Source organism: Leuconostoc sp. BM2, assembly GCF_002095565.1.
In the GTDB taxonomy this organism is placed as follows: Bacteria; Bacillota; Bacilli; order Lactobacillales; family Lactobacillaceae; genus Leuconostoc; species Leuconostoc falkenbergense.
Map to the genome: position 1 here is coordinate 1 of NZ_MOWQ01000012.1, position 22288 is coordinate 22288.

Genomic DNA, 22288 nt, shown 5'->3' on the forward strand with positions numbered 1-22288 from the left:
AATTATTACAACAATCACCGGATCAAACAAAAACTCAATGGTTTGTCGCCGGTTCAATATCGACAACTCACCACTGAGTCTGTTAGTTAATTAATTTTATTTTGTCCAACTATTGGGGTTCACTTCAGTTTGGATTGCTTTTTGTTAGCGACCATTTTTGCTCTAATTTCGGCAATTTTGTCAGCTTTCGTTGTTTGTGTTTGTTGGCCCGATTTGTATTTAGCATCGGCTTGTTTTTGTTTAAAATCAATTTGATATCTACCCATGATCTGCTCCTTTAAAACGTTAATTATACCAGATAATAGATTGAAAAGGTTGCAAGTGGATAGATTGTGATATTTCTGGAATAGGATTAATAGTCGCTATCAATGGCTGCCAGCCTTTATTGAGTAGTTGTTCGGGTAGGGAAATTGTTTGAGGGGTATCTGACAAGTTGATGACAATTAATCGTTGGCTATCTGTTGAATTTCGTGTAAATACTAAAATGTTAGTTTTTTCCATAGTGATTAACTTAAAATCACCTGATTTTAATGTGTCATCATGTCGACGGAGATCGATTAAACGACGATAGTAATTCAGTATTGAGTCAGGATTTTCTTTGTCTTCTTGGTAATTACGCGTTGTCGTGTTAGGATTAGTCACTAGCCATGTCTTTTTAGAATCTGCTGCATTGTCGGAAAAGCCGAATTTCGTCCATTGCATGGGGGTTCGAGCGTTGTCACGCGACCAACTTGTTGCTTTTTTTAAAGCTAAATCTGTTGCAATACCAGCCGACTTGAAGCGTTGAAAATCATGATAAGTTGGTGGATCATCAATTTGGTCTGGCGAGGTAAAGGGGATATTGATCATGCCTAATTCCTCGCCTTGATAAATAAAAGGTGTGCCTCGCAATGTGAGCAACAAAGTTGCCAAGCTTTTTGCTGCTAAAGGATTGTTGTCACCATAAACAGTCAATGATCTAGGCTGATCATGATTTTCTAAATAGATGCCTAGCCAGCCCTGTGAATTTAGTTGTTCCTCCCACGTTATCAAACTAGCAAGTAAATGATTGATGTCGGCGCGCGGCGGTACATCTGATTGACGAGATTGATGTTCTAATTCAAAAATCATGTCAATGAAACCCTGTGGCCCCGTCCAATTTCTAGCAGTGTCAGCATGAACACCACCAGCTTCACCAACAGTCATCAAATGAAGTGATTTAAAAGTATCATGCAAACGTTTTAAAAATTTTTCGATGCCTGGATTATTAGCAAAAATATCAAATTGATGTTCACCAGTGGGTTGTGGTATCTCAAATGAAACCTTTTTAAGATGACTGAGCGCATCCAGACGAAAACCATCAATATTTTGTTCAGACCACCAAGTAATCATATTGATAATTTCGGTTTGTACAGATGGATTTTCCCAATTTAAATCAGGCTGTTCTGGCGCAAACAAGTGGAAATACCATTCATCAGTTGCTTGATTATAGGTCCAAACACTATCTCCAGTAAAATTAGTCCAATTGTTTGGTGGCTGGTGATTATAATTTGGTTGCCAAATATAAAAATCGTGGTAAGGGTTAGTACGACTGGTTTTGGCTGCTTTGAACCAAGCATGCTGGTTTGATGTATGGTTGACAACTAAATCCATAATGACGCGGATATCTTGTTTGTGAGCAGCTGCAATAAGCGTTTTGAAATCAGATAACGTACCATACTCTGAAGCGATGTTTTGAAAATCAGCAATGTCATAACCGTTGTCGACATTTGGTGAGGTATAAATTGGATTTAGCCAAATAAAATCAATACCAAGCCATTTAAGATAGGGTAGGCGCTTAATAATACCCTGCAAATCGCCGATACCATCATGATTTGTATCCTGAAAGGAGCGTGGATAAATTTGATAGCCAATCGCTGATTGCCACCACAGTGGATTATTTTTTGTCATCAATAAATACCTCCAAAATTACAATTTTGTCGTGACTTGAACCACAAATGCTTCGTAAGGTTGAAGTGTTTTATTATGCAAATTTTTGGGTGCGTCATAATTTGCAATTATGGTAGCTTCTATGTGATCTTCACTTGTAAACGTATTGGTCTGATTACTGAAATTAGTCACAACTAGCCAAGTTAGATCATGATAGTGTCGGTAATAGGCAAAAACTTGATCAACTGTATCAATGAGCTCAAAATCACCATAGACAACAATTGGGTTTTGATGTCTAAGCGTAATTAATTTTTGATAAGTGTAGAAAATACTGTTGGAATCATTCAAAGCAGCTTCAACATTAATATCAGGGTAATTGCTATTGACATCAATCCAGGGGTCAACATCAGAGAAACCACCGTTTAGGCTGTTGCGCCAAGGCATAGGTCGTCTTGCATTATCACGACCTTTATGATTAATTTGATCAAGTATCACATCAGCTGATAAATAGCCATCCTTAAGTGAATCATGGTAATAGTTTAATGATTCAATATCTCGTAAGGCAGAAATATCTTTGACAGGTGTATTGGTTAACCCAATTTCTTCACCTTGATAAATGTAGGGTGTGCCTTTCATCATGTGCAGTAGAATTGCCAACATTTTTGCGGACACCACGCGGTAAGTTGTATCATTACCCCATCGCGATACAATCCGAGGTAAATCATGATTGTTCCAAAAAAGTGAATTCCAACCATCATCACTGTTGAGCTGTGTTTGCCATTTGGTCATGACAACCTTGAGTTTGCTAACATCTAATGGGATATAAAACCATTTGTCTTGACCAGATTCTTGATCGAGAGTTATGTGTTCAAATTGAAAAACCATTGATAGTTCTTTTCGGTCAGGACGCGTATATAATTTGGCGATGTCAGGTGTCGCACCCCAAGTGTCGCCAACTGTCATCAAATCATGATTAGCAAACGTTGCTTGGTTCATTTCTTTTAAGTAGTCATGGAGCTTAGGCCCATTAGCGGTTATTTTGTCATCTGGTATTTTACCAATCAAATCAATGACGTCTAAACGAAAACCACCAACGCCTTTGTCAATCCAGAAATTAATCATGTCATAGATTGCTTGTCTGACGTCAGGATTGGTCCAATTTAAGTCTGGTTGTTTTGGACTAAATAGATGTAAATAATATTGATTCGTGAGTGGATCTAATGTCCAGGCACTACCACCAAATGCAGAATGTAGGTCATTTGGTTCAGCATTATGAGTACCATCTCGCCAGACATAAAAATCACGATAATCGTTATCACGACTTCGCTTTGATTCAATAAACCAAACATGCTCATCAGAAGTATGATTTAATACCAGATCCATCACGATTTTGATATTTCTTTCACGAGCATCATGAATTAAAGCTTCCATGTCGGTCATGGTACCAAATTCAGCCATGATATTTTCATAATCACTGATATCATAGCCGTTATCATCGTTTGGAGAAGCATAGACTGGTGACAACCATATTGCATCAACGCCTAGTTTTTGCAAGTAGTCAAGATGTGAAATAATCCCTCTAAGATCACCGATGCCGTCATGATTAGTGTCCTGAAATGAACGGGGATAGACTTGATAAACAACGGCTGATTGCCACCAAGGTGCTGTCATAAAAAACTCCTTACTGATTAGAAATCGTCACAAGAAAGCCATTAGGCTGAATGATGTGACTGTTGTACAACTGCTCTGAAATGATGTGAGATATATCAATTGATGTTGGTATTTCGTAATTTGTATTCCCAGCATTGAATATTGCGAATATCTTTGTTTGACCTAGCTGACGTGTGAAACCAACGATGTTTTTGTTATCATCCGTCTCCCAGGACAGTGTTCCCTCAGACAAGACAGTTTGATAATCATGACGTAGCCGAATCAGTTGCTTCAAAAAGTCATACATCGTTGCATCTTGTTGATCACTTTGCCAAACCATAGGCCGGCGGTTATCTGGATCTTGTTGACCACTCATTGCATATTCGCTACCGTAATAGATATCAGGCGTACCTTGCTGTAAAAATGTAAAAGTATACATTTGTTTCACAATTGCCTTATTATTGTGTGCTACGGTTAGAATGCGTGGCGCATCATGTGAGTCAAGTAGATTAAACATCACCTGATTGGTTTGATCACGATTTAGCATAAGTTGTGCATTGAGTTTATGGACCATCTGGGAGGGCGAAATTTGTTGTTTGGCAAAAAAGTCAACAATTGATCCTGTGAAAGCATAATTCATGACGGCCGAAAATTCATCGCCCTGCAGCCATGATTGTGCACTTGTCCAAATTTCACCAAGTATATAAATATCAGGCTTGATGGCCGTAGTTGCTGCGCGGAATTTTTTCCAGAAATGATGGTCAACTTCATTTGCCACGTCCAAACGCCAGCCATCAATATCAAATTCTTTTATCCAGTAGGTCGCGATGTCAATCAGATAATCTTGTACTTCTGGATTAGCGGTATTAAGTTTTGGCATGTGCGGCGTAAATGCAAATGTATCATAATTTGCGTCTGCAGTATATTCAAAATTATCAGTCGGCGTATAACGCACAGGGAAGTCATGAATATGAAACCAATCAGCGTATTTTGATTGACGACCATTAGCAATAACATCTTGCCATTGAGGACTTTGATCACCGATATGATTGAACACGGCATCAAGCATCACTCGAATTCCGGCCGCATGTGCTCTTTCAACCAATAATTTAAAATCTTCTTTTGTACCAAAATGTGGATCGATTTCAAAATAATCTTGCGTATCATATTTATGATTAGTAGGTGCTTTAAAAATAGGTGTGAGATACAAGCCGTTAATACCAAGTTGACTGAAGTGATCTAAATGCTTTATGATACCCTGCAAGTCCCCGCCATAAAAGCTTTCAGCGGTGGGATGATCACCTGACCGCCAAGGTAATGTTCCAGATGGATCATTTGATGTGTCACCATTGGCAAACCGTTCAGGAAAAATTTGGTACCATACAGTTTTTTTGACCCATTCTGGTGCTTTAAAACGATCAATTTCTTGAAAATAGGGCATTTTGAAATAATTATTAGCACCCATCAAACTGTTGTCATCATTTGAAGAGGATGTGAGTGTTTCAAATCCTTGATCACCATAAAAAATGGAATCGCCGAGATTGTCAGTTAAAATAAAGCCATAGTTTAAGCGATTGAAAGGCGCTGTTAATGATGCTTGCCAATATTGATGTGTTTCAGTGACAAGTGTTTTTTTCATGACAACATTGGCCGATTTTTGCCAAGTACCGTTCTGCCAATTATAAGGATCTCCAGCAACGACGCTAATTGATTGAATATCATTTTTTGCTGTTCGGATGCGTAATCTTAGTTCATCTGCTTTATATAAATAAGCGTATTCAGATTCAGGGCGGTGATAAATTGCTGCTTCATTCATAAATAATTGCCTCGTTAATGGATTAAAATGTCAGGGGATTTGCGACAGTCTTAGACAATACGCTGTGTCGTATCGGCATCAAAAAAGTGTCCTTTATTGGTGTTGATAGCGAGTTCAACTGAGGCACCGGGTTGATTGTAATCGCGAGCATTGACACGAGCGATCAGTTGTTGTGAACCAACTTGCGTATACAACATTGAGTCGGCGCCCATTAGTTCTGCAATGGTAACAGTTGCTGTAACTTTACTTTCGGGATAGGTGTCGAGTGATACTTGCTCGGAGTGAATATCTTCCGGTCGGACACCAAAGACAACTTGTTTGCCTTCGTAGCCACGGGCAGTGAGTTGTTTAGCCATACCAAGCGGAATTTTCAGACTAAAGCCATCTTTTGTGGTCAATATATCATGACTGAACTGACCAGAAATCATATTCATTGATGGCATACCAATGAATGTGGCAACAAAAATGTTAGCAGGTTCATTGTAGAGTTCTTGTGGTGTACCGACTTGCTGAATATCACCGTGGTCGATAATAACAATGCGATCAGCCAGTGTCATAGCTTCTGTCTGGTCATGCGTCACATAAATAGTAGTGGCACCAATCCGCTTGTGAATTTTGGTAATTTCTGCTCTAATTTCAACACGTAATTTTGCATCGAGGTTAGATAGCGGTTCATCCATTAACAAAATTTTCGCATCGCGAACGATTGCGCGACCCATCGCCACACGTTGCCTTTGACCACCAGATAAATCAGCGGGTTTGCGATCAAGGTAGTCTTCAATGCCAAGAATTTTCGCTGCGTCTTGAACACGCTGTGTGATTTCAGCTTTGGGTACTTTTCTCAATTTGAGGCCGAAAGCAATATTATCAAACACGCTCATATGTGGGTAGAGGGCATAATTTTGAAAAACCATCGCAATATCTCGGTCTTTAGGTGGAACATCATTCATTAATTTATTGTCAATGAAAAATTCACCACCAGATATTTCTTCCAAGCCGGCGATCATGCGTAAAACAGTTGATTTACCGGAACCAGACGGACCGACAAACACAATAAATTCTTTATCGTGAATTTGAAGATTATAATCTGCCACGGATGGCGTTGTCATGTGTGGATATGTTTTATTGATGTGTTCCAAACGAATTTCAGCCATTTTTTCTTCCTCGTTTTTTAATATCGGGTATCGCAACTATAAAAAATGATAGCGCTTACATAAATTAGATTAGCATATTTAAAAATAAATGCAAGCGTTTCCACAAAAGTGTCATACCAAAATTTATATGCTTGTGAAAAATATGATTAAGTTAGTAATAAAATCACAGATAATTCATACTTAATAAAAAAATACTTCTTTAATATGCTCAATTATTATCAATAAAAATATCATAGCTTGTCTAGACCAATTCTTAAAAAATAAAAATGTAAGCGCTTGCATTAATCGGGTAAATGTTTTATGATGATTGCGTAATCAAAAATACAAAGAGAATTTTTCTGGAGGAAAAACATCATGAGAAAAATGATGAGCGTGACGACTGGCGCAATGGTAACATTGCTGACGGCTTCAACTGCCGTTGGATTATTAAGTGTTTCAATTGACACACCGACAGTAAGTGCTGCCAAGACGAAAAAGTTAAAGTTGTGGGTGGACACGGATACAAAACCAACCTACGTTCAGGCTGTCAAGGATTTTGAAAAAGCGAACCCTAGTGTCAAGGTCACTATTAAGTACACGAGCTCAACAGATGCATTGAAGAATTTGCAAAAAGACCCATCGGCTGCTGCAGATGTATTCATGTTTCCACATGATCAAATTGGATCGCTAGCTTCTCAGGGATTAATTTATCAAAACACCAAATATGCTAAAAGCCTTAAATCAACACAAATTTCTAATGCGATGAAAGCTGCAACCTATAAGGGCAAGGTGTACGGCTATCCTTACGGTATTGAGTCACAAGTCTTGTATTATAACAAAACGCAACTCGGTAATGATGATATTAAATCTTGGACTAGTTTGACATCCAAGGGTAAGATGGGTACCAATTTAGCCTCAGCCGGTGCTAACTACATTTTCTCACCACTGTTTTACACTGCCGGAGACACCTTGTATGGCGCTAATGGTGAAAAAGCAAAGGGTACAAATATTGACAATAAAAAAGGTGTATCCGTATTGAAGTGGATGAAAGCTCAAAAAGACAATCCGGGTGTTGTTCAATCCAGCACGAACACATTAAGTTTGCTACAATCAGGTAAAATTTCGGCAACTTTGTCTGGCCCATGGTCATACAATGACTATAAAAAAGCACTCGGTGACAACTTAGGAATTGCACCATATCCAACAGTTGACTTGGGTTCTGGTGAAAAACAGATGCAAGCGTTCTTGGGTGTGAAGCTGTTTGGTGTTAAACAAGATACTAAGCAACCGTTGGCAGCGATGAAGTTAGCCAAGTACTTGTCAAGTGACAAGGTACAAAAGCTTGGTTTCAAAAATTCGCACTACATTCCATCATCTAAAAAAGTTCAGGCCTCTCAAAATATTCAAAATGATGCGCTTGCAAAGGCGGTTGTTGACATGTCGAAGAAAGGTTATTCAACACCAATGCCTAATTCACCGGCCATGGCTAATTTCTGGACATCAGCTGATGCCTTGTTTAACGACACATACAAGGGCAAGATTTCAGACAGTCAAATGTTGCCAAAGCTAACCACTCTGGTTAAAAATGCCTCAAAATCAGTTAAATAAAAGTAAAGCAGTGAGTGGCTATCACTCACTGTGTACATACTTATGAAGGATGGAAAGAAAGATGTTTAAAAGAAAAAAGCATTCGACTTTTGAAGAGCATATACCACTAACAAAGTTATTTAAAAAAGCAGATGGTGCAACTAAGGCTTCTTATATAATTATGGGAGCTGCCAACATTGCCAATAAGCAATATCTCAAAGGATTCATCTTTTTATTACTAGAAATATCTTGGGTGGCGTGGTTATTCACGACAGGATTAAAAGCTTATCACAACATGATAACGCTGGGAACACATGCACAGGGTTTGGTTTATGACAAAAAGTTAGGGATTTCTGTATTAAAAGCGGGTGATAATTCGATGCTTTTGCTACTGTGGGGCATGTTAGCGGTTATCATTACGGTACTGTTTATTCTCTTATATCGTGCTAATTTGGGATCGGCGCGTAAAATATGGGAATTGAAACAAGCCGGTGAGACACTGCCAACGTTGAAGCAAGACTTAGCGTCCTTGCTTGACGAAAAAATGCATGTGACTTTGATGGCAATTCCGATGACAGGTGTTTTGTTCTTTACCATTTTGCCATTGATTTATATGATTGCGATTGCTTTTACATCATACGATCACAACCACTTGCCACCCAAAAATTTATTTAGTTGGGTCGGATTTGCGAATTTTGGTAATGTTATTTCAGGGCAAATGGCCAATACCTTTTTCCCAGTATTGGCTTGGACGTTAATTTGGGCTGTTGCAGCAACAGTAACCTCATTTTTCTTTGGCGTTATCTTGGCGATGATGATCAATGCTAAGGGCATCAAAGGTAAAAAAGTTTTTCGAACTATCTTCATTTTAACAATGGCAATTCCAGCCTTCATTAGTTTACTGATTATGAACAATATGTTTGCTGACGGCGGACTAGTTAACACATTATTGATCAACTCTGGTCTGATTAAAACATCGTTACCATTTTTCACAAATCCATTGTTTGCCAAGTTTACAATTATTGTTGTCAACTTATGGATTGGTATTCCAGCTACAATGTTGGTGACAACGGGGATCTTACAAAATCAATCCGAAGAACAAATTGAAGCAGCAGAAATTGATGGCGCTAATAAATTTCAAATTTTCAAGTCAATCACATTTCCGAAAATTGTGTTTGTGATGGCACCGAGTTTGATTCAACAGTTCATTGGTAATGTGAACAATTTTAACGTGATTTACTTGTTAACAGGTGGTGGACCAGCTAATTCTAATTATTACGGCGCTGGATCAACAGATTTGCTGATTACTTGGTTATACAATTTAACTTTGAATACTGCTGATTATAACTTAGCTTCGGTAATTGGTATCTTAATCTTCATTTTGTCCGCAACATTCTCATTGATTGCTTATAAGAAAATATCAAATTCTGGAATGGAGGCATAACAATGCATAGCTTAAAAGGCGTAAAACGCCGTAATACAATGATTTTGTATCTATTATTGACTGTCATGGCGATTGTTTGGGTCGTGCCCATTCTCTGGATTATACTGACTAGTTTCCGTGGCGAAGGTGGCGCGTTTGTAAACTATTTTTGGCCAAAAACCTACACCTTTCATAACTACGTACAACTTTTTACCAACTCACAATACCCTTTTGGTCGCTGGTTCTTGAATACGTTATTTGTGTCGATTGTGAGCGGCTTTATTTCCACAGCTTTAGTGTTAGCAATGGCATACTCATTGAGTCGCTTACGATTTAAGTTAAAGGGTCCTTTTTTGAAGGTTGCCTTAGTTTTGAACATGTTTCCGGGCTTTATGGCAATGTTTGCTATCTATTATATTTTGAAAGCAGCTGGTTTGACGCAAAGTTTATTTACCTTAATATTAGTTTATGTATCTGGCGCTGGTTTGGGATTTTACATCCAAAAAGGATTTTTTGATACGATTCCGTATTCATTGGATGAAAGTGCCATGTTAGATGGGGCAACTAAATGGCAAATTTTCACCAAAATTACCTTGCCATTATCTAAACCAATCATTGTCTTTACGGCATTGACAGCTTTTACTGGTCCTTGGATGGAATTCATTTTTGCTCAGGTTATTATGGGTGACAATGTTAAAAATTATACAGTTGCAATCGGATTATATTCGATGATGACTAAAGAAACGGCTAATTCATTGTTCATGAGTTTCGCTGCGGGGGCAGTGATTATTGCGATCCCAATTACGATTTTGTTTATTGTGTTGCAACGATTCTACGTTTCTGGTGTGACGAGTGGCTCGGTCAAAGGTTAAAAAAGATTGGGGCGTCAGTCCCAATCTTTTTCATGTTAAAATAACGTGTACAGGAGGTCGCTATGGTAACAATACAAGATATTGCAAATAAATCTGGAGTTGCTATTTCAACGGTTTCGCGCGCGTTGGCTGATTCACCGAAAATTAGTGTTAAAACAAAGGAACGTATTAAAAAAATTGCACAAGATATGGGCTATACGCCAAATTTTGCTGCAAGGAACTTAACACAAGGTGAAAGCAACACGGTGGGTGTTGTTTTTCAACCACAGGCCGCAGATAGTGCTGAAAATGATTTTGCCATGCAATTACTATTTGGGATTAATTCTCAACTCGTTGCGCGGCAATACTTGTTGACTACTGCGACGGGCAGCAATTGGTCTGAAGTCTATAATGCCGTTAAAATGATGGTGGAAGCCGGACAAGTTCGCCGGTTTATACTACTTTACACTGTTGAAAATGATCCGATTTCTGAATTATTACGAGAAAACAACGCCCGTGTTGTTGTCACTGGTGAGCCGGAGCAAGCTAATGATGTTTTATATGTTGATAATGATAATCGACGAGCTGGGGAAGAGGCAACTAGACAGCTAGTTCATCAATTTAATCTAAAAGCACCACTTTTTGTTCGTACGTTGGCTGATTGGCGTTATGAGCGAAATCGTGAAATTGGGTTTCATCTTGCACAACCAGAGGGTCAAGTCTTATCATTACCAATTGATTTTCATGCTCAAAAGCAGGTGTTGGAGAGCTACTTTGAATTGCATCATGAAATCGACGGCATTATTGCTAGCGATGACAAAATTGGTTATCTGGCACGTAATCAAGCACAAGCACATTTGCCCACACATCCAAAATTGCCAACGATTGCTTTTAATCGTTCTGAATATGCACGACTTGGTGGTAAGGATTTCTATTCAGTTGATGTGTTACCGCGTAGTTTGGGCAGTGAAGCGGTCCGATTATTGTTTAACGATCAGCGTTCTGTGCTGGAGCAAACTAAGGCAACAAACGTGATTGTGCCCTATCGTTTACCTGAATTTGGTGATGAGACATGGTGAATTTAAACGATGTTGCGCGAAAGGCGCATGTCTCAAAAATGACAGTTAGCCGTGTAATTAATCATCCAGATCAAGTATCACCTGAAGTGATGACGCTAGTACAACAAGCAATTGAAGCAGTCGGCTATGTGCCAAATCAAGTCGCACGGGCATTAGTCAACCAACGCCATTATGTCATTCGTTTCTTACTTTTAGAAGATGTTGCAACAGTTGAACCGAATTATGCCAAATTATTGATTCGATTAGCTCAAAATCTACAACAAAAAGGCTACACGCTGGAAATTAGCTTAGATATTACGGCAGAAACGAAAAGTATTGACGGCATCATTGTCAGCGGCTGGCGACAAGAAGATTTGTCGAAATTGCAAGCGCTTGACGTACCAGTCACACTTTATGGCGCAGCGCCAACAAATTGTCCCTTATCATCTGTTGACGTGGATAATCAGGCTGGGATTGAAAAAGCAACTAAATATATGTGGCGGCAGGGATATCGTGATATTTATTATATTGGTTTATCGTTAGATTTACCCTTTGCTAAGCAACGTGAAGCTGGCTATCGAGCAGTTATGGCACAAAAAGGCGGTCGCGTTAGCGTTTATCAAACTGAAAATCATGCCCACTTAGCGGACACATTAGTAACGAACTTAATGCACAATTTTCAATTACCAACTGCGATTGTTTGTGCGACTGATCGGATTGCACTTGGTGTGTTACGTGCGGTTCAGCGTGTTTATCATATTCCGCGTGAATGTGGCGTAATCGGATTCGACGGTGTGTTCATTGATCAGCTGACTCAGCCACAATTAACCACTGTGAGACAACCGTTTGCCTTAATTGCTGAAAAAATTGTCGCACAAATCATTTCTCAGATTGAATCGGAAACTACCTTAGAAACAAACAATGTCAGCGTTTCGCCAGATATTGTTGTTCGGGAGACAACAAGTCTGTGATGATGTTACCGTTAACATTGTACAAACGCTTCCATTAATTATTAAAATGTTTTATACTATAAAATGTAAACGGTTACATATAATGTTGTTTCAAACATGTGTCCAAATTCTAATGAAGAAGATACAATTTTATCGCGAATTGTTCAAAGAATTGGTGCATGATTAGAGCAAACAAGTTATGTTTCAAAATAATTTTTGGAGGAAGTAATTATGGCAGATAAGCAAAAAGGGCAGGGGCTGCCCAACTTGCCGCTGAGAACCATATGGATGCTGAGTTTTGGATTTTTGGGCGTGCAGATGGCATTCTCATTGCAGAGTTCCCAAATGGGACGTATTTTTCAAACATTGGGTGCTGATCCCACTAAGTTAGGATTTTTCTTTATCCTACCACCGTTGGCAGGATTGTTCGTACAACCACTTGTTGGTTATTTCTCAGATCGCACATGGACAAAACGTTTTGGTCGTCGTATGCCTTATTTATTGGTTGGCGCTCTTGTGTCAGTCATCGTGATGTTCTTGTTGCCTAACTCAGGTAGTTTTGGTTTTTCAACTACTGCTGGGTTATGGTTTGGGGCTATCACAATTTTGTTCATGGATTTGAGTTCTAACGTTGCGATGCAGCCCTTCAAGATGGTTGTTGGTGACATGGTTAATGAAGACCAAAAGTCATACGCATACTCAATTCAAAGCTTCTTATCTAATACAGGATCTGTGTTGGCAACCATTTTCCCATTCTTGCTGACAGCGATTGGTGTTGCTAACACAGCGCCTAAAGGTCAAGTGCCAGCATCTGTAATTATTTCATTCTATGTTGGTGCAATCGTCTTAGTTGTCTTTTCACTGATTGCGGTCTTTAACGTAAAAGAATACGATGATGCCACTTATGAGTTATATCATGGCTATGCTTTGAACACACCAAATGATGGTGAAGGTGGCTTCTTAACTTTGTTAAAGCGCGCGCCAAAAACATTTTGGATGGTTACTTTGACTCAGTTCTTTTGCTGGATGGCATTCCAATATTTGTGGACATACGGTACTGGTGCTGTGGCAGACAATATTTTCCATGCAACTGATCCAACAACGGCTGGTTACCAAAATGGTGGAAACTGGTTTGGTATCATGTCAGCGGTTTATGCCATTGCAGCCGTCGTGTGGTCGCTAGTATTATCAAAGATTCCAGCAAACAAAAACAAAACAGGTTATGCTTTGTCACTATTTTTGGGGGCAATTGGTTTCACATCAGTGTTCTTTATTCACTCACAGTATTTGTTGATTGGCTCATTTATTTTAATCGGTATTTCATGGGCAGGTATGATGGCATACCCATTCATTATGGTAACCAACGCATTGCCTGGTGATCACATGGGGACTTATCTAGGACTGTTTAACGGCTCAATTTGCTTACCACAAATTGTAGCCTCGGTTGCTAGTTTTGCACTATTCCCCGCACTTGGTTCACATTTCCCATCAATGATCTTAGTATCCGGAATCTTAATGTTAATTGGTGCTGTTAGTGTTGGGTTTATCAATGAAATTCACAGTAATCCAGTAGATGCACAATAATGGCTAACGCTTCGGCGTTAATATGTGCGATCGGTCGTCGTAGATATTAGCGCTGAAGCTAAGCATTAGAAAAATTGAAGAGGTAGAAAGTCTTATGAAACGAATTTTTGAAGTTGATCCTTGGACAGTTACATCACATGATTTGAATCCCGAAGATAAACGTCTCCAAGAATCTATGACGAGTTTGGGCAACGAATACATGGGCATGCGTGGCATGTTCGAAGAAGTCTATTCCGGTGACACACATCAAGGAATTTACGTTGGTGGTGTTTGGTTCCCAGATAAAACACGTGTTGGTTGGTGGAAAAATGGTTATCCACTTTACTTTGGAAAAGCTATCAATGCGCTAAACTATGTCAAAGCAGACATTTACGTTGATGGCAATCAAGTTGATCTAGCTAAGAATGATGTGACTGATTTTGAAGTATCATTGGATATGAAAAATGGTGTTTTGAATCGAACGTTTACTGTGTTTGGCGTAACGTTTAAAATCACGCGCTTAGTTTCAGCAGCAGTGAAGGAATTGGCAGATATTCACTATGAGTTGTCATCTGCTGATGGTCAAACGCACACAATTCGTTTTGATGCTAGTATCGACGCTGACGTTGTCAATGAAGATTCAAATTATGATGAAAAGTTTTGGCAAGTTTTGGATGCAGGGAATGACACTAATTCATCATTTATCGCTACGCAAACGATTGAAAATCCGTTTGGTGTGCCACAATTTACAGTTGTTGCCCGTCAGAGCTTTGTTGGCGGTGAAAAGCATGGTGTGAACCGTTCTGAAAAAGAAGTGACTGATAACTTTGACATTGAAGTACCAGCTAAAGGTTCAGTTAGTTTTGAAAAGCGCGTGATTGTGACAACTTCGCGTGATTATGATAGCCTAGCTCAAGTGATTAAAGCAGGTGAAACACTAACTGCGGATCTTGCCACACAAACATACGACGATATCTATACTGCACATGCGCAAGAATGGGCTAATCGTTGGGAAAAAGCTGATGTTCAAATTGAAGGAGATGATGCGGCGCAGCAAGGTATTCGCTTCAACCTATTCCAGTTATTCTCAACTTACTATGGTAATGATCCACGCTTGAATATCGGACCAAAAGGTTTCACTGGCGAGAAGTACGGTGGTGCCACGTATTGGGACACCGAAGCATTTGCCATTCCTGTTTACCTTGGTGTTGCTGATCCGTCTGTGACCCGTTCATTGCTACAATATCGTTTTGATCAGTTGGATGGTGCATTCCATAATGCCAAAGAACAAGGCTTAAAGGGTGCTTTGTACCCAATGGTGACCTTTGATGGTATTGAGTCACACAACGAGTGGGAAATTACTTTTGAAGAAATTCACCGTAATTCGACAATTGCTTATGCGATTTATAATTATACAAACATCACAGGAGATCACTCATGGCTTGATGGTGATGGCGCACAAGTTTTGTATAATATCGCACGCTTCTGGGCAGATCGTGTCCACTATTCTGCCCGAAACGATCAGTACATGATTCATGGTGTTACGGGTCCCAACGAGTATGAAAACAATGTTAATAACAATTTCTATACAAATTGGATGGCTAAGTGGGTTTTGCAATACTCACTTGAACACTACGATGAAATTAATGCTGATGAAAAAGCTAAGTTGGCTTTGACGGATGAAGAATTAGCAAAGTGGCAAGAAATTGTTGATAAAATGTATTTGCCAGAGGCTGATGTTGATACCAAGACAGGTAAAAAGCATATCTTTGTTCAACATGATACATTCTTGGATAAAGATTTGACACCAATCGCTGATATGCCACAAGACATTCGTCCAATTAACCAAAACTGGTCATGGGATCGCATTTTGCGCTCGCCATATATTAAGCAATCTGATACATTACATGCTATGTTCTATTTCCCAGACGCGTTTACAGAAGAAGAAAAGCGTAACAACTTTGAATTCTATGAACCATTGACAGTGCATGAGTCATCATTGTCGCCTTCTGTTCACTCAATTTTGGCTGCTGACTTACAAATGGAAGATAAAGCAGTTGAAATGTACGAACGTGCGGCCCGTTTGGACTTAGATAATTATAATAATGATACGTCAGATGGTTTGCATATAACCGCTATGACAGGTTCATGGTTAGCGATTGTGCAAGGATTTGCCGGCATGCGTGTTCGTGATGGTAAACTCCACTTGAAGCCATTCTTACCAAAGAATTGGACAAAATATGCTTTCCGTTTGGTATTCCGCGGTCATGTTTTGGAAGTGTCAGTCGATGGTCAAGGTGCACATGTTGACTTGATTTCAGGTGAACCATTAGTGATTGACCTATCAGGGCAAGATGTCGAATTGACAAAGTAATAAGCATGATGATGAGCGAGGAATCGCTCATTTGCTGTATAGCAGGAAAGGATATCATGAAAGTAGTAGAGAAGGATTTTGGGCAATTACCTGACGGAAAAGTCGTGACGGCGTTTACCCTAGAAAATATCAATCACACACAGATTACTGCGATTTCATACGGGGCAACTTGGCAATCGTTTTCCGTTGAACGTGACGGTGTCAAACAAGAATTGTTAGTACAATTTGATGATTTAGCCGCGTATTTGGATAATCCATTACATTTTGGAAACACAATTGGTCGTGTTGGTGGCCGTTTATCAAAAACTGATTATGATATTAATGGGGCACATTTTACATTAACGCCAAATGATCATGGCAATGTTTTACACTCTGGCATCAATGGTTTTGACGCAGTTAATTGGCACGGTGAAGCAAGAAATTTGGGTACAGCGGCGGAAATTAATTTTACACGTACCTTTGATGATGAATTTGCCGGTCAATTAGCTGCCCAAGTGACTTATCGATTGGACGATGAAGATCGTCTAGATATTATATTTAGTGGCGTTTCAACCGAGAATACATTGTTCAACCCAATGACGCACGTATACTTTAATTTAGTTGGCAAGGATCAAGATATTAGTCAGCATAAATTACAAATTGCGTCACGTCAACATCTTGAAGTTGATAACAACACGATTCCAACCGGTAACGTGATTGATAATCAAAATACAAAATTTGATTTTGCGCATTTACACGCCTTGGGACAAGAGCATTATGATGATGCTTGGGTATTAGATCCAAGCCGTCAAGGGGAAGGTGTAGGACTAACTTCACCCGATGAAAGTTTGACCTTGACAGTGGATTCAGATCGCAATGGTGTTGTTGTATTCACTGCCAATCCTGACGATAGCAGTGACATTAAAACAGCGCTTGCTATTGAGATGCAGACTTTGCCTGATGCGGTTAATCATGAAGGCTTTGGCGATATTGTTTTGCCAGCAAATGAAACAAAAACATATACTGTAACTTACCAAATTAAAAAAAGTGAGGATAAATAAAAATGGCTAAATTTTCAGATATTAAAGGTTTTGCCTTTGATTTAGATGGAGTTATTGCTGACACGGCGCGCTTTCATGGTGAAGCTTGGCATCAAACAGCTGATGAGGTTGGCACAACTTGGACACCAGAATTGGCTGAAGGTTTGAAGGGCATCAGTCGCATGGCTTCCTTGCAAATGATTTTGGATGCTGGAGATCATGCCAATGATTTTTCTCAAGCAGATAAAGAAGCATTAGCAGAAAAGAAAAATCATAATTATCAACAACTCATTTCAACATTGACTGAAGATGATATTTTGCCTGGCATGAAAGATTTCATTCAATCAGCTAAGGCAGCTGGCTATACAATGTCGGTGGCATCAGCTTCTAAAAACGCACCAATGATTCTAGATCATTTGGGATTGACCGAGTATTTTGTTGGCATTGTTGATCCCGCCACTTTGACAAAGGGAAAACCTGATCCTGAAATCTTCGTTCGTGCTGCGGAGGTCTTACATTTAGATCCAGAAAATGTCATTGGATTGGAAGATTCAACTGCTGGTATTGCGTCAATCAATGGGGCAGGTGAGACATCATTAGCCATTGGTAACGCAGATGTTTTGTCAGGAGCGGACTTGAATTTTGAGTCAACTTCAGAAGTGACGTTGGCAAATATTGAAGCTAAAATGCAATAGATGATGAAAAGAGTGTCAGTGTTTTTATACACTGACACTCTTTTGTTGTTTTAATTAATGTTTGCCACTGTACCACCTTGTTTAATTGTGATATCAGTAAAAGTGACGGTATGCGGCGAGAGGGTGTGATCAGCGAGAGCCATAATAGCTAATTCTCCCATTTGTGCAAAGTTTTGCTGCGCAGCCGTTAAGATAGGACGTGTTAATTGGGTTAATTCTGTCCCATCGATGGTCACAATTGATAGATCTTGAGGGACAGCAATGCCAGCATCTTTTGCACCATTGAGTAAGCCAATGCTAATAATGTCCGCTGAGCCAATAGCAGCAGTAAAAGGTAAAGGCGCACCGAATTTTTTGATAGCGTCTAAGCCAGTTTGATAATCATTATCAACGCCCCAGATGAATTCGGGATTATAGGTAATACCATGATCTAACAGTGCATCAATAAAACCTTTTCGCCTTAAAACTGCAACAATAGGATCTGGATTGGACGCGCCAATTAAGGCCATTTTGCGGTGTCCTTGATTGTATAAATAATCCACGATAGTGTGCATCATAGCGTAGTTATCAGAGGAAATAGAGGGAATCACATTATTGAGTTGGTTAGAGACACTCAGCAAGCGTACGTCAGCCTTTGTTAAGACCTCAAAAACAGGATCTTCGATATCAATGGCTAACATGACAACTGCCAATAGTTGCCGGGAAAGCAATGATTTAACAGTTTTGATTTGCTGCTGGCTGTCCGTTTCAACGAAAGCAATTAACAGTTCATAGTCTAATTCGAAAGCCTTTGCTTGCATGCCTTTAATGATTTCATCAGCAAAGTTAGTATGCGTGGTTGGCACTAATACACCAATGACGCGGCTTTCTTTTTGTGATAAATCGGCGGCTGATTGATTCTTATAGTATCCCATTTCGTGAGCTAATTGCCGAACACGTTGTGCTGTTGCCTCACTAAAACGCCCACGATTAGTTAAAATACGTGAGACGGAAGCGGCTGAAATACCAGCTTTATTTGCAATATCTTTGATTGTAATAGCCATAAGTTATATTATAACCCAAAATAAGTTGACAAACGAAATGAAAGCGGTTACAATATTAATTGCGTAAACGTTTACTCAAATATTAAAAAGGTAATTAGGAATCATGAGGCATGATAATGAATCAAAATAAATGGTGGCAAAAAGCAACCGTCTACCAGATTTATCCGCGCAGTTTTCAGGATAGTAATGGTGATGGTGTTGGCGACATTCCGGGTATTATTCAACGACTCCCATATTTAAAAGAACTAGGGGTGCAAGTCATCTGGCTAAGTCCGATTTACCAATCACCAAATGATGATAACGGATACGATATCAGTGACTATCGCAAAATCTTACCAGAATTTGGCACGATGGCGGATGTGGATGAAATGATTACAATTGCCCATGAGTTGGGCCTAAAAATCATGATGGACTTGGTTGTCAACCACACATCTGATGAACATCAGTGGTTCCAGCAAAGTCGTCAGTCACGTGATAATCCGTATCGTGATTATTACATTTGGCGAGACCCTGTTGATGGACACGAGCCAAATAATTGGCTGTCGGATTTTGGTGGATCAGCTTGGGCGTTTGATGAGAAAACAAAACAATACTACTTACATCTTTTCTCAAAAAAACAGCCTGATTTGAATTGGGAAAATCCAGCGCTACGTGAAGCAATCTATGAAACAATGTCTTGGTGGCTGAACAAAGGGATAGATGGGTTCCGAATGGATGTCATCAATCTCATCTCTAAACAAACAGGTTTGCCAAATGATCCTAATGTGAACGCTGATAATCATGGATCGTCAATGACATTTGTTGCCAATGGACCAAAGGTACACCAATATTTGCAGGAAATGAATGCTAAGGTGTTGTCACGCAACGATATTATCACCGTTGGCGAAACCCCCGGAGTAACAACGTCAGATGCGATTAAGTATGCTGGGTTTGACAGTCATGAATTACAAATGATTTTCCAATTTGAGCATACGGAAATTGATAATAGCCGTGAAGGATTGGGAAAGTGGAGTGACGAGCGGTTCAATTTGGTAGATTTGAAGCGAATCTTATCTAAATGGCAAACAGCACTTGATGGCAAAGCTTGGAACAGTCTTTATTGGAACAATCACGATCGGCCACGTGTGGTCTCAAGATTTGGTGATGATTCTGAAGCTTATCGCGTTGTCTCTGCAAAAATGTTAGCCACAACATTGCACTTTATGCAGGGAACACCCTACATTTACCAAGGTGAAGAAATCGGCATGACAAATGTTGATTGGCCATCAATTCAACAATACCAAGATATTGATACCTTAAATGCCTATCAAGATTTAGTGATTGAACAGCAACGTGTGTCACCAGAACAGATGATGACCTATGTGCATCATTCCTCACGTGATAATGCACGCACGCTCATGCAATGGGATGATAGTAATCAGGCTGGCTTTACAAAGGGAAAACCTTGGCTAGCAGTTAATTCGAATTATGAAACAATCAACGTGGCACAAGCGTTAGCTGACCAACAATCCATTTTTTATTTTTACAAAAAGATAATTGCATTACGACAGCAAATGCCAATCATCACTAATGGTCATTACAGTGTTTTGGACATTGATGACACAGAAGTCTATGCTTACAAACGCAGTGGGGTTGATTCTGAGCTATTAATCATCAGTAACTTTACGAATCAAACCTTGACGCGTCATTATCCATTGAATGATGGCGCGAATATGATTTTAAGTAATTACGGTGATGATAAAGGCGACACATTACGGCCCTATGAATCAAAAGTTTATTTTGAAGGAACATGACGGCATAAAATGTAAGCGGTTACTTTAAAATAGCGTGTGTAAACTAAAATCACTTAAAAGGAGAGTGAATATGTTGAATAGTAAGACACAAAAAAAGGGTCAGCTTCCTATGCTGACTAGCATGCAATTATTTTTGATGACTTTTGGTTATGCTGGTGTTCAAGTCGCATTTTCAGTACAAACTGGTAACATGGGTCGAATCTTTCAAACGTTAGGTTCAGATCCAACAAAATTGGGGTTTTTCTTCATTTTGCCACCATTTGCAGGCATGATTACGCAACCGTTAATTGGTTTGTTTTCTGATAAAACTTGGCTACCTAAGTTGGGTCGGCGAATGCCTTATTTGATTGGCGGATGTTTAGTTTCCGTAATCGTATTATTGCTTTTGCCAAATACCGGATCATTTGGATTTGGGTACGGTTCACTGACAGCACTATGGTTTGGTGCAGTGACAGTTTTGTTCATGGATTTGTCTTCTAATGTTTCCATGCAACCGTTCAAGATGATTATTCCTGACATGGTTAATGAAAAGCAAACCGATAAAGCTTGGAGTTTGCAAAATATTTGGGGCAGTTTAGGTGGCGTAATTGCCTTCGTATTTCCGTTTATTTTGACATCATTTGGGGTAGCTAACACGGCAGCCCGAGGTGTTGTACCAAATTCTGTTAAAATTTCATTTTATGTGGCAGCGGCTATTTTGTTAATTTCAACTGTCTTTACTATTATGAATGTTAAAGAATACGATCCAGAAACGTTGGCATATTATCATGGCTACAATGTGGACACTAAGAAGCATGAATCATTTATGACGATTTTAAAACATGCCCCTAAAGTATTTTGGACACTAGGTGTGGTTGAATTCTTTGTTTGGTTTGGTATTCCATATATGTGGACAAACTCAACTGGTGCTTTGTCAGAGAACATTTGGCATGTTTCAGATCCTGCATCTGCGGGTTATCAAGCGGCTGGTAATTGGTTTGGTATTTTACAGGCTGTTTACTCAGTTGTGGCAATTGTGGTGGGAATTTTATTCCAGCGTTTGAATAATAAAACGCGTAAAAGTGCTTATTTTCTCAGCTTGATTGTTGGTGGCATTGGCTTTATTGTTGTTGCCTATGGTCATACACATCTTTCATCACTGATTGGATTCATTTTGATTGGTATTGGTTGGATTGCGTTAATTTCTATTCCATTTACCATCTTGACGAATACCTTAGATGGTAAGCATGATGGCATCTATTTGGGATTGTTCAATTGTTTTATCTGCATTCCGCAAATTGTGGCGTCAGTTGCTAGTTTTGCAATTTTCCCAGCAGTGGGTAAATCAATGGCACACATGTTAGCAATTGCCGGCGTCTTCTTGATGATTGGTGGTTGCCTAATCTGGACCGTAAAAGAAGAAAATCGTAATTAAAAAAGGAGAAT

The 22288-nt window shown here is 39.4% G+C and carries 18 protein-coding genes; 12 read left to right on the plus strand and 6 right to left on the minus strand.

From position 1 onward, the window contains the following. A partial coding sequence (locus BMG01_RS11630) for an IS3 family transposase (protein ID WP_143470296.1) occupies window positions 1-90 on the plus strand: 90 nt, incomplete at its 5' end. Window positions 91-119: 29 nt separating this feature from the next. On the opposite strand, the gene BMG01_RS11315 is transcribed toward BMG01_RS11630, so the two are convergent. Genes BMG01_RS11315 through BMG01_RS04990 form a run of 5 tightly spaced genes read right to left on the minus strand, consistent with a single transcriptional unit; the run spans window position 120 to window position 6528 of the window. Beyond that, entirely contained in the window at window positions 120-266 is a 147-nt protein-coding gene (locus BMG01_RS11315; protein WP_004910338.1) for a hypothetical protein, read from the minus strand. Between the two features lie 19 nt (window positions 267-285). Next, a complete protein-coding gene (locus BMG01_RS04975) occupies window positions 286-1929 on the minus strand; it encodes an alpha-glucosidase (RefSeq protein WP_004910341.1) in 1644 nt (547 codons plus the stop codon). Between the two features lie 18 nt (window positions 1930-1947). Next, complete coding sequence (locus BMG01_RS04980; RefSeq protein WP_004910344.1) at window positions 1948-3579, minus strand: alpha-glucosidase; 1632 nt, start codon at window positions 3577-3579, stop codon at window positions 1948-1950. A 10-nt stretch (window positions 3580-3589) separates the two neighbouring features. Next, window positions 3590-5374, minus strand: a complete 1785-nt coding sequence (locus BMG01_RS04985; protein ID WP_004910347.1) for a glycoside hydrolase family 13 protein — start codon at window positions 5372-5374, stop codon at window positions 3590-3592. 50 nt (window positions 5375-5424) lie between these two features. Continuing rightward, window positions 5425-6528 carry an ABC transporter ATP-binding protein gene (locus tag BMG01_RS04990; RefSeq protein WP_004910350.1) on the minus strand — a complete coding sequence of 368 codons (1104 nt, stop codon included), beginning with the start codon at window positions 6526-6528 and terminating at the stop codon, window positions 5425-5427. Window positions 6529-6882: 354 nt separating this feature from the next. Between BMG01_RS04990 and BMG01_RS04995 the strand changes: the two genes are divergently transcribed. The 9 genes from BMG01_RS04995 to pgmB all read left to right on the plus strand — a co-directional run bounded on the left by BMG01_RS04995 (window position 6883) and on the right by pgmB (window position 18027). Further along, window positions 6883-8115 carry an extracellular solute-binding protein gene (locus BMG01_RS04995; protein ID WP_004909987.1) on the plus strand — a complete coding sequence of 411 codons (1233 nt, stop codon included), beginning with the start codon at window positions 6883-6885 and terminating at the stop codon, window positions 8113-8115. 61 nt (window positions 8116-8176) lie between these two features. Beyond that, a complete protein-coding gene (locus tag BMG01_RS05000) occupies window positions 8177-9538 on the plus strand; it encodes a carbohydrate ABC transporter permease (protein WP_004909989.1) in 1362 nt (453 codons plus the stop codon). A gap of 2 nt (window positions 9539-9540) precedes the next feature. Further along, complete coding sequence (locus BMG01_RS05005) at window positions 9541-10389, plus strand: sugar ABC transporter permease (RefSeq protein WP_036067551.1); 849 nt, start codon at window positions 9541-9543, stop codon at window positions 10387-10389. Between the two features lie 62 nt (window positions 10390-10451). After that, on the plus strand, window positions 10452-11447 hold the full coding sequence (locus tag BMG01_RS05010; RefSeq protein WP_004909993.1) for a LacI family DNA-binding transcriptional regulator: 996 nt from the start codon (window positions 10452-10454) through the stop codon (window positions 11445-11447). Then, entirely contained in the window at window positions 11441-12397 is a 957-nt protein-coding gene (locus BMG01_RS05015; RefSeq protein WP_036066178.1) for a LacI family DNA-binding transcriptional regulator, read from the plus strand. Before BMG01_RS05010 ends, BMG01_RS05015 begins: the two co-directional genes overlap by 7 nt. Window positions 12398-12607: 210 nt before the next feature. Then, entirely contained in the window at window positions 12608-13960 is a 1353-nt protein-coding gene (locus BMG01_RS05020) for an SLC45 family MFS transporter (RefSeq protein WP_004909998.1), read from the plus strand. Between the two features lie 94 nt (window positions 13961-14054). Further along, the gene (locus tag BMG01_RS05025; protein ID WP_004910000.1) at window positions 14055-16313 is read left to right on the plus strand and encodes a glycoside hydrolase family 65 protein; all 2259 of its coding nucleotides are present in this window, start codon (window positions 14055-14057) and stop codon (window positions 16311-16313) included. 56 nt (window positions 16314-16369) lie between these two features. Beyond that, the gene (locus tag BMG01_RS05030; protein ID WP_004910005.1) at window positions 16370-17353 is read left to right on the plus strand and encodes an aldose epimerase family protein; all 984 of its coding nucleotides are present in this window, start codon (window positions 16370-16372) and stop codon (window positions 17351-17353) included. Window positions 17354-17355: 2 nt separating this feature from the next. Beyond that, the gene (gene pgmB, locus BMG01_RS05035) at window positions 17356-18027 is read left to right on the plus strand and encodes a beta-phosphoglucomutase (RefSeq protein WP_036067555.1); all 672 of its coding nucleotides are present in this window, start codon (window positions 17356-17358) and stop codon (window positions 18025-18027) included. Window positions 18028-18077: 50 nt separating this feature from the next. On the opposite strand, the gene BMG01_RS05040 is transcribed toward pgmB, so the two are convergent. Then, on the minus strand, window positions 18078-19070 hold the full coding sequence (locus BMG01_RS05040; protein WP_004910010.1) for a LacI family DNA-binding transcriptional regulator: 993 nt from the start codon (window positions 19068-19070) through the stop codon (window positions 18078-18080). 116 nt (window positions 19071-19186) lie between these two features. Between BMG01_RS05040 and BMG01_RS05045 the strand changes: the two genes are divergently transcribed. Together BMG01_RS05045 and BMG01_RS05050 are read left to right on the plus strand one after the other, a co-directional pair. Then, window positions 19187-20863, plus strand: a complete 1677-nt coding sequence (locus BMG01_RS05045) for an alpha-glucosidase (RefSeq protein ID WP_004910013.1) — start codon at window positions 19187-19189, stop codon at window positions 20861-20863. 70 nt (window positions 20864-20933) lie between these two features. Further along, complete coding sequence (locus BMG01_RS05050) at window positions 20934-22277, plus strand: SLC45 family MFS transporter (protein WP_036067558.1); 1344 nt, start codon at window positions 20934-20936, stop codon at window positions 22275-22277. Window positions 22278-22288 lie beyond the last annotated feature (11 nt).